The sequence below is a fragment of the Gluconacetobacter takamatsuzukensis genome (assembly GCF_014174275.1).
Taxonomy (GTDB): Bacteria; Pseudomonadota; Alphaproteobacteria; order Acetobacterales; family Acetobacteraceae; genus Gluconacetobacter; species Gluconacetobacter takamatsuzukensis.
In genome coordinates this window covers 23,867-37,327 of sequence record NZ_JABEQK010000015.1, presented here as the reverse complement: position 1 = coordinate 37,327, position 13,461 = coordinate 23,867, and the positions used below count along the sequence as shown (strand labels likewise).

General features: G+C 69.8%; 9 protein-coding genes. 2 read left to right on the top strand and 7 right to left on the bottom strand.

Features of this window, described 5'->3' with window-relative positions; all coding sequences use genetic code 11:
- From topA to gltX, 6 genes are read right to left on the bottom strand one after another with little or no spacing between them, the layout of a single operon-like run.
- Entirely contained in the window at positions 1 to 2,721 is a 2,721-nt protein-coding gene (gene topA, locus HLH27_RS15445; RefSeq protein ID WP_182950936.1) for a type I DNA topoisomerase, read from the bottom strand.
- A gap of 36 nt (positions 2,722 to 2,757) precedes the next feature.
- Positions 2,758 to 3,933, bottom strand: coding sequence for a DNA-processing protein DprA (gene dprA, locus HLH27_RS15440; protein WP_182950935.1), 1,176 nt, complete (start codon positions 3,931 to 3,933; stop codon positions 2,758 to 2,760).
- On the bottom strand, positions 3,930 to 4,568 hold the full coding sequence (plsY, locus tag HLH27_RS15435) for a glycerol-3-phosphate 1-O-acyltransferase PlsY (protein ID WP_182950975.1): 639 nt from the start codon (positions 4,566 to 4,568) through the stop codon (positions 3,930 to 3,932). Before plsY ends, dprA begins: the two co-directional genes overlap by 4 nt.
- The gene (pyrC, locus tag HLH27_RS15430; RefSeq protein WP_182950974.1) at positions 4,568 to 5,863 is read right to left on the bottom strand and encodes a dihydroorotase; all 1,296 of its coding nucleotides are present in this window, start codon (positions 5,861 to 5,863) and stop codon (positions 4,568 to 4,570) included. Before pyrC ends, plsY begins: the two co-directional genes overlap by 1 nt.
- A 14-nt stretch (positions 5,864 to 5,877) precedes the next feature.
- Positions 5,878 to 6,843 carry an aspartate carbamoyltransferase catalytic subunit gene (locus tag HLH27_RS15425; RefSeq protein WP_182950934.1) on the bottom strand — a complete coding sequence of 322 codons (966 nt, stop codon included), beginning with the start codon at positions 6,841 to 6,843 and terminating at the stop codon, positions 5,878 to 5,880.
- Positions 6,840 to 8,240, bottom strand: coding sequence for a glutamate--tRNA ligase (gene gltX, locus HLH27_RS15420; protein ID WP_182950933.1), 1,401 nt, complete (start codon positions 8,238 to 8,240; stop codon positions 6,840 to 6,842). The genes HLH27_RS15425 and gltX overlap by 4 nt, the downstream gene beginning before the upstream one ends.
- 212 nt (positions 8,241 to 8,452) lie before the next feature.
- On the opposite strand from gltX, the gene HLH27_RS15415 reads away from it, so the two are divergent.
- Positions 8,453 to 10,528 (top strand): ComEC/Rec2 family competence protein, encoded by a 2,076-nt coding sequence (locus HLH27_RS15415; RefSeq protein ID WP_338029929.1) that lies wholly within the window; start codon positions 8,453 to 8,455, stop codon positions 10,526 to 10,528.
- A 139-nt stretch (positions 10,529 to 10,667) separates the two neighbouring features.
- Here the strand turns inward: HLH27_RS15415 and nth are convergent, their stop codons facing one another.
- A complete protein-coding gene (nth, locus tag HLH27_RS15410; RefSeq protein WP_182950972.1) occupies positions 10,668 to 11,309 on the bottom strand; it encodes an endonuclease III in 642 nt (213 codons plus the stop codon).
- Positions 11,310 to 11,597: 288 nt separating this feature from the next.
- Here nth and HLH27_RS15405 point away from each other — a divergent pair, with 288 nt between their 5' ends.
- On the top strand, positions 11,598 to 13,448 hold the full coding sequence (locus HLH27_RS15405) for an ABC transporter ATP-binding protein (protein ID WP_408870861.1): 1,851 nt from the start codon (positions 11,598 to 11,600) through the stop codon (positions 13,446 to 13,448).
- Positions 13,449 to 13,461 lie beyond the last annotated feature (13 nt).

The following is a 13,461-nucleotide window of genomic DNA, read 5'->3' as shown; positions in this document are numbered from 1 at the left end:
TCACTCGGCCTTGGCCGCCGCGCGCCGGCTTCGCTTCGCCGGGGCTGCTTCCGTGGCCTCGGCGGGGGGCGCCTTTCTGGCGCGGGTGGTCTTGCGGACCGGGGTTTCGGCCCCTTCGGCGGGGGCCTCCTTCTTCGTGGTCTTTGCCGCCGTCTTGCGGGTGGTGGACTTGGCAGTCGTCTTTTTGGCGGCCGCCTTGCCCTTGGGCTTCAGCGGCTTGCCCTTTTCGGCCAGCAGCGCCACCGCCTGGTCCAGCGTCACGTCTTCCATCGCCTCGCCGCGCGGTACGTTGACGACCATCTGGCCGTGCTGGATGTACGGCCCGAACCGGCCCTTGCGCACCATCACCGGCTCGCCATCCCTGGGATGCGGCGCGATGGTGCGGACCGAGGCCAGCTTGCGGGCCAGCACGTCGACCGCGCGGTTGAGGCCGACGGTCAGGATGTCGTCATCCTTGTCCAGCGACCCGTAGATGGCGCCCATCTTCACATAGGGGCCGAAGCGGCCCAGCCCGGCCTCGATCGGCTCGCCGGTTTCGGGGTGGATGCCCACGGTGCGCGGCAGCGACAGCAGGCCCAGCGCCTGTTCCAGCGTGATTTTGTCGCCCTCGATGCCGCGCGGGATGGTGGCGCGCCTGGGCTTGGCCTTCTTGTCCTCGGGGTTGGGTTCGCCCTGCTGGACGTAGAGACCCCACGGGCCGCGCTTGACGGTCACGTCCTCGCCGCTCGGGGCCTGGCCCAGCAGCCGCATGCCGTCCTTGAGCGTGTCGGCCTCGCCTTCCTCCTTCGAATCCACCACCAGGCGGCGGGTGAACTGGCAGGTGGGATAGTTGGAGCAGCCGATGAAGGCGCCGTAGCGGCCCAGCTTCAGCCCCAGCCGGCCGGTGCCGCAGGCGGTGCAGACGCGCGGGTCGCTGCCATCGGGGTGGGCGGGGAAGAAATGGGGGGCCAGGTCGGCATCGAGCGCGTTGATGACGTCGGAGATCTTCAGCTCCTTCGTCTGGTCGACCGCGTGCGAGAAATCGCGCCAGAAGGCCGACATCACGTCGCGCCAGTCGGCGCGGCCGCCCGAGATGTCGTCGAGCTGTTCCTCCAGCCCCGCCGTGAAGCCGGTATCGACATAGCGTTCGAAGAACGAGGTGAGGAAGGCCGTGACCAGCCGCCCCCGGTCCTCGGGCACGAAGCGCCGGGCCTCGAGTCGCACATAGTTGCGGTCGCGCAGCACCGACAGGATCGAGGCGTAGGTGGAGGGGCGGCCGATGCCGATCTCTTCCATCTTCTTGACCAGCGACGCTTCCGAATAGCGGGGGGGCGGCTGGGTGAAATGCTGGTCGGCCGCGACGGTGCCGGTCCTGAGCGGGTCGCGCTCGCGCATCGGCGGGAGCATGCGGCTTTCGTCGTCCTGCTCGTCCTTCGTCGCGGCGTCATCGCGGCCTTCGCTGTAGAGTTTCAGGAAGCCGTCGAAGGCGATCATGGAGCCGTTGGCGCGCAGGGTCGCGGCGCCGGCGGCATCCGCGATCTCGACGATCACCTGGTCCAGTTCGGCCGACTGCATCTGGCTGGCGACCGAGCGCTTCCAGACCAGTTCGTACAGGCGCCTCTGCTCGTCGCTCAGATAGCGGGCGACCTCGGCGGGGGTGCGGGCGACGTCGGTGGGGCGGATCGCCTCGTGCGCTTCCTGCGCGTTCTTGGCGCGGGTGGAGTAGATCCGTGCCTTTTCCGGCACGTAGGGGGCGCCGAAGCTGGTGCCGATATGCTCGCGGATGGCGGCGATCGCCTCGCCGGCCATCTGCACGCCGTCGGTTCGCATATAGGTGATCAGGCCGACCGTCTCGCCGCCCAGGTCGATGCCTTCGTACAATTGCTGCGCGACGCGCATCGCCGCCTGGGCGCCCATGCCCAGCTTGCGCGAGGCTTCCTGCTGCATGGTCGAGGTGGTGAAGGGCGGCGGCGGGTTGCGGCGGACCTTGCGCCGCTCGACCGAGCGGACCGAAAATTTTCCACCCTCGACGGTCGCCTTGGCCGCCATGGCCCCGGCTTCGTCATGCAGGTCGAACTGGTCTAGCTTCTGGCCGGCCAAGTGGGTCAGGCGCGCGGTGAAGGGCGCGCCGTCCGGCGTGGCGAACTGGGCGGCGACCGTCCAGTATTCCCGGCTCTTGAAGCTCTCGATCTCGGCTTCGCGCTCGCAGATCAGCCGCAGGGAGACCGATTGCACGCGGCCGGCGCTGCGCGAGCCCGGCAGCTTGCGCCACAGGACCGGCGACAGGGTGAATCCCACCAGATAGTCCAGCGCGCGGCGGGCCAGATAGGCCTCGATCAGCGGCTGGTCGAGGTCGCGGGGGTGGGCCATCGCGGTCTGGATGGCGGATTTGGTGATCTCGTTGAAGGTGACGCGCTGGACATCCACGCCCTTGAGCAGCTTCCGCTCCTCGAGCATCGCGCGGACATGCCAGGAAATCGCCTCGCCCTCGCGATCCGGATCGGTGGCCAGATACAGGTGCTTGGCGCCACGCAGGGCCTTGGCGATGGCGGCGATCTGGCGGTTGCCGCGTTCGTCGGCTTCCCAGTCCATGGCGAAATTCTCGTCCGGGCGGACGCTGCCATCCTTGGGCGGCAGGTCGCGGACATGGCCGAACGACGCCAGAACGGTGAAGCCGTCTCCCAGATACTTGTTGATCGTCTTCGCCTTGGCAGGCGATTCGACCACGACCACGTCAGTCATTCTGTCTCCGGATCACGCGTCTCGTTCCGGCGCCCGTCAGGGTCCGTCGGGCAGGGATGGAAGGACGACACTCCCGCCCGGAAGGGTTTCAATGTCGCCTGCCAGTTCCAGTTCCGACAGTACGGTCAGGATCGCCGATGTCGAGAACTGGCAGCGCCGTACAAGATCGTCAACCGGCGTTGGCGTGAATGACAGCAGAGTCAGGATCGCCTGGCGGATATCGGAGGCTTCCTCCGAAGTGTCGGAAGGGGAGAAAGGGGTGCCTGGGGCCGGCGGTTCCGGCCAGGGTGCGGTGGTTTGCGCCAGCCGGCCGGGGTGGCCCGGCGGGCTGGCGAAAAAAAGGCCGGTCGTCGCCGCGTGGGGGAGTTCGGCCAGGATATCGTTCTCGCTTTCGGTCAGGATCGCGCCGCGCCGCAGCAGGGCATTCGTGCCCCGGCTGCGCGGGTCCAGCGGCGATCCGGGCACCGCGAAGACCGTGCGGCCATAGCCCGCCGCCAGGTCGGCGGTGATCAGGCTGCCCGAGCGCAGTGCGGCCTCGACCACCACGCAGCCCAGCGAGAGGCCGGCGATCAGGCGGTTGCGGCGGGGGAAATGGCGGCTCTGCGGTGCGATACCCAGCGGGGTTTCGGTGACGACGGCACCGTATTGCGCAATCCTGTCCTGCAATTGCGCATGGTCCGCCGGGTAGGGACGGTCGAGGCCCCCGGCGACGGCGGCGATGGTGATGCCGGCCCGCAGCGCCCCGAGATGGGCGGCGGCATCGATGCCGCGCGCCAGGCCCGAGACCACGGTGACGCCCTGGGCCGCCAGGGTCGCGGCGAGGCTTTCGGCCATTCGCGCGCCGTTGGAGGAGGCGTTGCGCGCCCCCACGATGGCGACGCAGCGCCCGTTCAGCCGGGCCGGGTCGCCCAGGACCGAGAGGGCCGGCGGCGCATCGTGGATGGCGGCCAGCAGCGGGGGGTAATCGGGGTCGCCCAGCATCAGGATCCGGCCGCCAAGGGCCGCCGTGCCCGCGATTTCCGCCGCGATCTCGTCCTCGGGCGGGATGCGCAGCATGCGGGCGCGGCCGGCGGCGCGGGCGCGGGCCGGCAGGGCGGACAGGGCGCTTTCGGCGTCGCCGTAATCGAGCAGGAGCTTGCGGTAGCCGACTGGGCCGACGCCTTCGCTGCGGGCCAGGCGAAGGCGCGCGGCCAGCGGCCCGGCCGGTGTCACGGAGCCTTCCGCCCGATTCGCGGTTCGGTTCCGTTGAGCAGGCGGCGGATATTGCCGTGGTGCCGGGCGATGACCAGCAGCGCGATCAGCAGCCCCGCCATCGGGGCCGGCGCGCGCAGGCCTTCGCCGCCCAGCGCCGCCAGCAGCACGGGCATGGCCACGAAGGCGGCCAGCGCGCCGGCCGAGGAGATCCGGGTCAGTTTCGCCACGCCCAGCCAGATGGCGCAGCAGGCGAGGCCGGTGAGCGGCGACAGCGCCAGCGCCGCCCCCAGCCCGGTGGCGACGCCCTTGCCGCCCTTGAATTTCAGCCAGATGGGGAAGCAATGGCCGATGACGGCGAACAGGGCCGCCACCGCCATGGCCTGTGCGGGATGGAAGGGCGAGAGGATGAAGCCGCACAGCACCGCGAACGCGCCCTTGCCGCCATCGAACAGCAGCGTCGCCGCCGCCAGCCCGCGCCGGCCGGTGCGCAGCACGTTGGTCGCGCCGATATTGCCCGACCCGATGGTGCGGATGTCGCCCGCGCCGCCCAACTGCGTCAGCAACAGGCCGAAGGGGATGCTGCCGATGACGTAGGCCAGCACGGCGATGGCCGCCAGCAATTGCAGGACGTAGCCCGGGAGCGTTTCGGACATCATGCCGCGTCCTGGCCGTAGACCTGGCGTCCGGCCTTCCAGGTGCCCAGCACGCGGCCTTCGACCGCCCGGCCGTCGAAGGGCGTGTTGCGGGCGCGGCCCGGCAGGTCGCCGGCCACGATCTGCCAGGCGCGGTCGGGGTCGAACAGGCACAGATCGGCCACCGCGCCGTCGGCCAGCGTGCCGGCGTCGCTGCCCAGCAGGGCGGCTGGCCGGTGGGTCAGCAGGCCCAGCGCGTCGATCAGCTTCAGGTTGCCGCCATGCACCCGTGCCAGCGTGACGGCCAGCAGGGTCGCGAGCCCGGTGCCGCCGGCCGCGGCCACGGCGAAGGGCTGGCGCTTGTCGTCGGCGTCGCAGGGGGCGTGGTCGGAGGCGATGGCGTCGATCGTGCCGTCGGCCAGCGCGGCGCAGACGGCCAGCCGGTCGGCCTCGCCGCGCAGGGGGGGCGACAGTTTGGCGTAGGTGCGGAAATCGCCGATCGCGGTCTCGTTCAGGTCGAAATAGGGCGGGGCGGTGTCGCAGGTCACGCGCAGGCCGCGCGCCTTGGCGGCGCGGATCAGGTCCAAGCCTTCCGCCGTCGAGACATGGGCGAAATGCAGGCGGCCGCGCGTCAGTTCGGCCAGCCGCAGGTCGCGGGCGATCATGATCGCCTCGGCCGCCGTGGGGATGCCCGGCAGGCCGAGGCGGGTGGCCAGTTCGCCGTCGGTCGCACAGCCGCCGCGCGCCAGCGACGGGTCCTCGGGGTGTTGGACGACCAGGGCGTCGAAGCCCCTTGCATAGGTCAGGGCAAGGCGCATCATCCGCGCATCGGCCAGGGCCCGCGTGCCGTCGGTGAAGGCGACCGCGCCGGCCTCGTTGAGCAGGCCGATCTCGGCCATCTCGCTGCCTTCGCACCGGCGGGTCAGCGCGCCGTAGGGCAGGATCGAGACCATGCCCGTTTCCTCGGCCCGCGCGCGCAGGTGGCGCACCAGGGCGGGATCGTCGATTGCCGGCTGGCTGTTGGGCAGCACCGCCATTGTGGTGATGCCGCCGGCCGCCGCCGCGCGCGCCGCCGAGGCCACGGTTTCGCGATATTCGAATCCGGGTTCGCCGATCGCCACCCGCATGTCGACCAGGCCGGGGCAGAGCACCGCGCCCCCGCCATCGACCACATGGGCGCCGTCGGGCACGCCTTCGGACTCCGGAAGGTCGGTGCCGGCGATCGTGCCGCCACGGACCAGCAGGCGCCCCGGCCGGTCCAGGCCCCGCGCGGGGTCGATCAGGCGGACATTCTCGAACAGGATGGGCTGGGCCATCGGGTGGGAAACGGTCACGTCTGGTCTCCGGCGCGCGACAGCAGGTCGAGGACGGCCATGCGCACGGCCACCCCCATCTCGACCTGTTCGCGGATCACGCTCTGGTCTGAATCGGCGACGCGGCTTTCGATCTCGACACCGCGGTTCATCGGGCCGGGGTGCATGACCAGCGCGCCCGGGCGGGCCATGGCCAGCCGCTTGAGGTCCAGCCCGTAGAAACGGAAATATTCGCGCGGGCTGGGGACCTGGCCGCCATTCATCCGCTCGCGCTGCATGCGCAGCATCATCACCACGTCGGCGTCGCGCAGCCCGTCTTCCATCGCGTAATGGACATCCACGCCCAGCGCGCCGATCGCGCCCGGGATCAGCGTCGGCGGGCCGACCACCCGCACCTTTGCCCCCATGGCCGTCAGCAGGTGGATGTTGGACCGCGCCACCCGGCTGTGGCTGACATCGCCGCAGATCGCCACCGTCAGCCCGTGCAGCGTGCCGAAATGCCGGCGGATGGTCAGGGCGTCCAGCAGGGCCTGGGTCGGGTGTTCGTGCGTGCCGTCGCCGGCATTCACCACGCTGGCCTCGACCTTGCGGGCCAGCAGGGCCGGCGCGCCGGACTGCGAATGGCGCACCACCAGCAGGTCGGTGCGCATCGCATTCAGCGTCGCGGCGGTGTCCAGCAGGGTCTCGCCCTTGTTCACCGACGAGGTGGCCACGCTCATGTTGACCACGTCCGCGCCCAGCCGCTTCGCGGCCAGTTCGAACGAGGTGCGGGTGCGCGTGCTGTCCTCGAAGAACAAGTTGATGACGGTGCGCCCGCGCAGTCGGTCGCGCGGGGTCTGGCGCGAGCGGTTCATCAGCGCGTAGCTCTCGGCCAGGTCCAGGAAAGGCACGATCCGGGTGGGATGCATGCCCTGGAGACCCAGCAGGTGGCGCCCGTGCTGCGGGAAGAACCGGGGCGGCGCCGCGCGCGGGCTGTCGTTCATCGGGCGACGGCCCCCAGCCGCGCCATCACCTCGTCCCGGCCCAGGGCGGCCAGCGTGGCGTCGATGCCCGGCGAGGTGGCGCCACCGGTCATGGCGGCGCGCAGGGGCTGGGCGACCTGGCCCAGCTTGTGGCCGTGATTCTCGGCGAAATGGCGCAGGGCGGCGTCGATCGACGGGGCGTCGAATTCGGCCAGCACCGCGAGTTCGCGGGCCAGCAGACCGAGCATGGCGCGGGCCTCGTCCGTCAGCAGCTTTTCGGCCTTGGCGTCGAACGCCAGCGGCACGTGCCGGCCGAGGAAGGCGGCGCTGTCGGCCAGTTCGACCAGTGTCTTCGCGCGTTCCTTCAGGCCCGGCATCAGGGTGAGGATGCGCGCGCGCAGCGTGTCGTCGACGGTCACGCCCTCGCGCCCGGCCAGGCGCTCCACGACGTCGTCGGTCAGGCGTGCGTCGTCGGCCTGGCGCAGCCAGACGCCATTCAGGTGCGAGAGCTTGGCGTAGTCCATGCGCGAGGGCGAGCGGCCGACGCCGTCGAGGTCGAAGAGCTGGATCTGCTCGTCGCGCGACAGGATCTCGGCGTCGCCATGGCCCCAGCCGAGGCGCAGCAGGTAGTTGTTCAGGGCCTCGGGCAGGTAGCCCATGTCGCGGAATTCCACGACCGACTGCGCGCCGTGGCGCTTGGACAGCTTGGCGCCGTCCGGACCGTGGATCAGCGGCAGGTGCGCGAATTTCGGCAGGTCCCAGCCCATGGCGCGATAGATCATCGCCTGGCGGAACGTGTTGGTCAGGTGATCGTCGCCGCGGATGACATGGGTGATGTCCATGTCATGGTCGTCGACCACCACCGCGAGCTGGTAGACCGGCGTGCCGTCGGCGCGCAGGATGATCATGTCGTCCATTTCGGCGTTGGCGACGTGGACATCGCCCTGCACCAGGTCCTGGATCACGGTCTCGCCCTCGCGCGGGGCGCGGATGCGCACCGTATAGGGGGCGCCGGGCGGGGCTTCGGACGGATCACGATCGCGCCAGTAGCCGTTATAGCGGGGGGGCTTGCCCTCGGCCATCGCCTGCTCGCGCATCTGCTGCAGTTCTTCCTGCGTGCAGTAGCAGCGATAGGCCAGGCCCTGCGCCAGCAGGTGGTGCGCGATTTCGGCGTGCCGGGCCTGGCGCGTGGACTGGAACACCGGTTCCTCGTCCGGGGTGATGCCCATCCAGGCCAGCCCGTCGAACAGGACGTCGACCGCGTGCTGGGTCGATCGCTCGCGGTCCGTATCCTCGATACGAAGCAGGAATTTTCCCCCATGGTGGCGGGCATAGAGGAAGTTGAACAGGGCGGCGCGGGCGTTGCCGATATGCAGCAACCCGGTCGGGCTGGGGGCGAAGCGCGTACGAACGGTCATGAGCCGGCTCTTTACCATGGGACGATGTCTGCCGACAGGGGGCGCCGGTATGGGAGCCTTGTGGGCGGGGCGCGTTTGTCTCTTCTTTTTCTGAAGAAAAAGAAGCAAAAAGACGTTTAATCTGTTGTCGGCATTCTGCCTTGTGGGGCGGTTTTCCTCTTAAAAAGGCTAAAAGTTTCTTGGTTCTTTTTTTCAAAAAAGAACGGGAGGCGGTGGCCGGCCTGCTGCTGGCGGAACAGCGGCGCCTGATGCTGTGGGTACCGGTCGGGCTGGGGCTGGGCATCGCCTGGTATTTCGGGCTGCGCCACGAGCCGGGCACGCTGGCGGTTCTCGCCGGGGCCGGCATCGCGGGTCTGGGGCTGGGCTGGATCGCGTGGCGGCCTTATGCGCTGGCGCCCCGTATGTTCGGTGGGGGTGCCGCGACGCTGGCCGTGGGGTTTCTGGCCGCGTTCTGGGCCACGCATCGCCAGTCGCCATTGCCCGACCTGCCGGCGCGCGCGAGCATCGTGACCGGGCGTGTCGTGGCGGTTTCGTTGCTGGCGGCGTCTGACGGGCCGTCTGTCCGGCGGTTGGATCTGGCTGGCGTGGTGCTGGACGATCCGCTCGATGCCGGCATGCCGCCCCTGCGCCGCATCCTGCGCGTGCGTCTGCGGGCCGACGATCCGCTGGTTTTGGTTCCGGGGATGGTGGTACGGGTGCGGGCCCTGTTGCGGCCGCCGGCGCCGCCGTCCTGGCCCGGTGGTCCCGACCGGCAGCGCCGGGCTTATTTCGACGGAACGGCCGGGAGCGGAACGGCCTTGGGGCCGGCGGAGGCTATTGGGGCGGTGCCGGGGACTTCGTCGCTGGAGGGGATACGCGAGCTTGTTGCGGCGCGTATCGTGCGCGCCTTGCCGGGTGCCACGGGCGGGGTGGCGACGGCGGTGCTGACCGGTTCCGCCGTCGGGATGGACCAGGCGGATCGCGACGCGTTTGCCGATGCGGGGCTGGCGCATCTGCTGGCGGTGGCGGGGCTGCATCTGGGCATCGTCATGGGGGTTTCGGTGGCGGTGACGCGGCTGCTGCTGGCCTGTTCGGAGTGGGCGACCCTGTATTGGCCGTGCCGGTCGATTGCCGCCATTGCGGGGCTGGGGGCCGGCATTGTGTATGTGGGGCTGACGGGGGCGCATCTGCCGGCGTTGCGCAGCCTGACCATGGCGGCGCTGGTGGTGCTGGCGATCGTCACCGGCCGGCGGGCGCTGTCGCTGCGCGGGTTGGCGGTGGGAGCGATCCTGCTGCTGCTGACCGGGCCGGCCGATCTGCTGGATGCGCCATTGCAGATGTCCCTGGCGGCCGTCATGGCGCTGGCGGCGGGGGCCGAGGTCACGCGGCCGGTCCTTGCCCGCCTGACCGAGCAGCCCGGCTGGTGGCGGCGTGTCCTGCTTCATGTCGTGCATCTGGGGCAGGCCAGCTTGCTGGCCGGTGGGGCGACGGTGCCGGTGGTGATGGCGCATTTCGGCACGCTTCAGCCCTGGTTCGTGCTGGCCAACCTGCTGGCGGTGCCGCTGATGGCGATGTGGGTGCTGCCGCTGGGCCTGCTGTCCCTGTTGCTGATGCCATTGGGGGCGGAAGGCGCGGCGCTGGTGCCGATGGGGTGGGGCATTGGGGTGATTCTCGATCTGGCGCGGATGGTCTCCGGCTGGCCGGCGGCGCGGCTGGCGGTGCCTGCCATGCCCGGCTGGGGGCTGGCTGTGTGGTTGCTGGGCCTGTGCTGGCTGTGCCTGTGGGCCGGGCGGTGGCGCTGGTGGGGGGTGGGGCCGATGGTGCTGGCGCTGGCCGTGCCCTTTTGGGTCGTGCGGCCGGATCTGCTGCTGTCGCCCGATGGGCGGACGGTGGCCGTGCGGGATGGCGGCGTGCTGCGCATTGGCCCGCGCCCCGGCAGCGAGCGGCTGGTCGAGGCGGACTGGCGGCAGGCCCTGGCGCTGCCGCCTGCGCCGATGGCGGGGGCCTGCCGGGAGGGGGCATGCCTGCTGGATGGCGGGCGTGTCGGGGTGCGTCTGCGGGACGTGGCGCCGTCTTCCGGTTGCGCGGGAATGGTGGTGCTGGTGACGCTGGTGCCGGACGATGCGGGCTGTCGGGGCGTGCGCGTGCTCGATACGCTGGAGGCGTGGAAGAGTGGCGCGCAGGCTGTCTTTCTGTCGTCGGGTGGTCCGGTGGTGATCTCGGACCGCGATTGGCGGGGGGCGCGGCCGTGGGTGCTGGCGCCGGGGCAGCATGGAATGCCGGCATTGCCGCTGGCGCAGCGGGAGTAGCGTCTTCTTTTTCTGAAGAAAAAAAAAGCAAAAAGACTTTTATTCGTTTGGGGCCATCGTGTGTCCCGGCAAAAAATTCCTGAACAGATCAAAAGTTTTTTGGTTCTTTTTTTCAAAAAAAGAACGGAAAGCTCCCGCATCAGGGCGCGATCAGCACCTTGCCCGTATACTGGCAGGGTTCCGTCGCCGGGCAACGCCAGCATTCCGGGCGGCGGGCCTTGCAGACATAGCGTCCGTGCAGGATCAGCCAGTGGTGGGCCGGGCGCAGCATCGGGGCCGGGATGCGGGCGACCAGTTGGTCTTCCACCGCGCGGGGGGTCTTGCCGGGGGCCAGGCCGGTGCGGTTGCCGATGCGGAAGATGTGCGTGTCGACGGCCATGGTGCTGTCGCCGAAGGCCACGTTCATCACCACGTTCGCGGTCTTGCGGCCAACGCCGGGCAGGGCTTCGAGGGCCGCGCGGTCGTGCGGGACCTGTCCGCCGTGCTGGTCGAGCAGGGCCTGCGACAGGGCGACGACGTTGCGGGCCTTGGTGCGCCACAGGCCGATGGTGCGGATATGGTCGCCGACCGCGTCCTCGCCCAGTGCCACCATCGCGGCGGGGTTCGGGGCGTCGCGGAACAGGCCCTTGGTCACGCGATTGACCGAGACGTCGGTGGCCTGGGCGGACAGGGCGACGGCGACCAGAAGCGTGTAGTCGTCGACGAAATCCAGCTCGCTTTCCGCATTGGGGTGGGCTTCGGCCAGCAGGGTGATGAAGCGTTCGACTTCCTTCAGCGTCATGCGGCGGCGGGCGCGGGCGGGTTGGGTGGTGGGGGTGCGGGTCATGCCGTCTCTGCGGAAGGTGGGGGACAGGTGGGGTCTGTTTTCGGCCTGATGGGGGGATGTGTAAATCGTCGGGCGCGCGCGTGAGGGGTGCCGTCTTGCGTTCCGGGGGCGGCACGGCGATAATTTGCCCCGAAAACCGGGACAAGATCAGAATGCCCATCGTGCGGCGCGGGCGCGCGTCGCGCGGCACGCGACGGCCTGCGCCGTCGCCGCGGTTGGGGCGGACGCACGAGGATGGCCGGCATGACCGGCCGGAGCATCATGACGGAGCAGCACGCCGTGTCGGGCCAGGAGCGCCCCGCGCGCAACGAATTTGCCGAAGTTCTGGATTTTGTGATCCGCCGCTGGCTGCGCCACCCCGGCGCGCTGGCCTGGACGCTGGCGGGTGTGTCGGTGGCGACGGTGGCCGATGTGGTCACGCCGCTGCTGGCCGGCTGGATGGTGGATGACGTCTCCCGCGCCGCCGGCGGCGCGGGTGCCGACGCGGTGGCCACGCCGGCGATGGAGGCGGCCCGGCGCGGCGCGCTGTGGATGGTCGGCGGCCTGGTGCTGCTGGGCCTGCTGGGGGTGGTCGGTCGCCGCATGTCCTATCTGGGCATCACGCACCTGACCGCGCGCACCATGCGCGGCATTGCCGAGAGCGCCTTTGCCCGCGTGCAGCGTTTTTCGACCGACTGGCATGGCAATACGTTCGCCGGGTCGACCGTGCGCCGGCTGACGCGCGGCATGTGGGCGACCGACACGCTGGCCGACACGCTGATGCTGATGCTGCTGCCCAGCGTGCTGGTGCTGGCCGCGACGACGGTGGTGCTGGCGGCGCACTGGCCGTCGATGGGGCTGCTGCTGGGGGTGAGTTCGGTCCTGCTGGTGGCGATGTCGACCTGGCTGACCCTGCGCTATGTCGCGCCCTCTGCCCGGCTGGCCAACAAATGGGATACCCGCATGGGCGCGGCGCTGGCCGATGCCGTGACCTGCAATAGCGTCGTCAAGGCGTTCGGTGCCGAAGAGCGGGAGGATGCGCATCTGTCGCGCATCCTCGCGCGGTGGCAGACGCGGACGGAACGGTCGTGGATTCGGGGCACCAATTCGGGAAATCTGCAGAACGTGGCGGCGCTGCTGATGCGGGTGCTGCTGATCGGCGCGGTGCTGGCGCTGTGGTGGCGTGGGCGCGCCGGGCCCGGCGACGTGGCGTATGTGCTGACCATGGTGTTTCTGGTGCAGGGCTATCTGCGTGATATCGGGCAGCAGATCTCGATGGTTCAGCGGTCGGTGAACGAGATGGAGGAACTGGTCGCCATCTATCGCCTGCCGCTGGGGGTTGCGGACCGGCCGGGAGCCGGCACGCTGCGCGTGACGCATGGTGCCATCCGCTTCGACCATGTCGGGTTCGGCTACCGGGCGCAGAGCCGGCCGCTGTTCCATGATCTGTCGATCGATATTCCCGCGGGGAGCCGCGTTGCGCTGGTGGGGCCCTCGGGCTCGGGCAAGACCACGCTGATCAAGCTGTTGCAGCGGCTGTACGACGTGACGTCGGGCCGGGTGCTGGTCGATGGGATCGATATCGCCACGGTGACGCAGTCCAGCCTGCGGTCGCAGATCGCGATCGTGCAGCAGGAGCCGGTGCTGTTTCATCGTTCGCTGGCCGAGAACATCGCCTATGGACGCCCCGGAGCCTCGATGGCGGAGATCGAGGAAGCGGCGCGGCAGGCCAATGCGGCGGGCTTTATCGACCGCCTGCCCAAGGGCTATGCCACCATGGTCGGCGAACGCGGGGTCAAGCTTTCGGGCGGGGAGCGGCAGCGGGTGGCGATTGCCCGTGCCTTCCTGGCCAATGCTCCGATCCTGATCTTCGACGAGGCGACGTCCAGCCTGGATTCGGAATCGGAAATCCTGGTGCAGGAGGCCATGGAACGGCTGATGGTCGGGCGCACCGTGCTGGTGATCGCCCATCGCCTGTCGACCGTCGTCGGGCTGGACCGGATCCTGGTGTTTGCGCACGGCGAATTGCTGGAAGATGGGTCGCATGCGGAGCTGGTGACGCATGAGGGCGGGTTGTATCGGCGGTTGTTCGAATTGCAGTCGCTGGACGGGTAGGAAGAATGTGCTG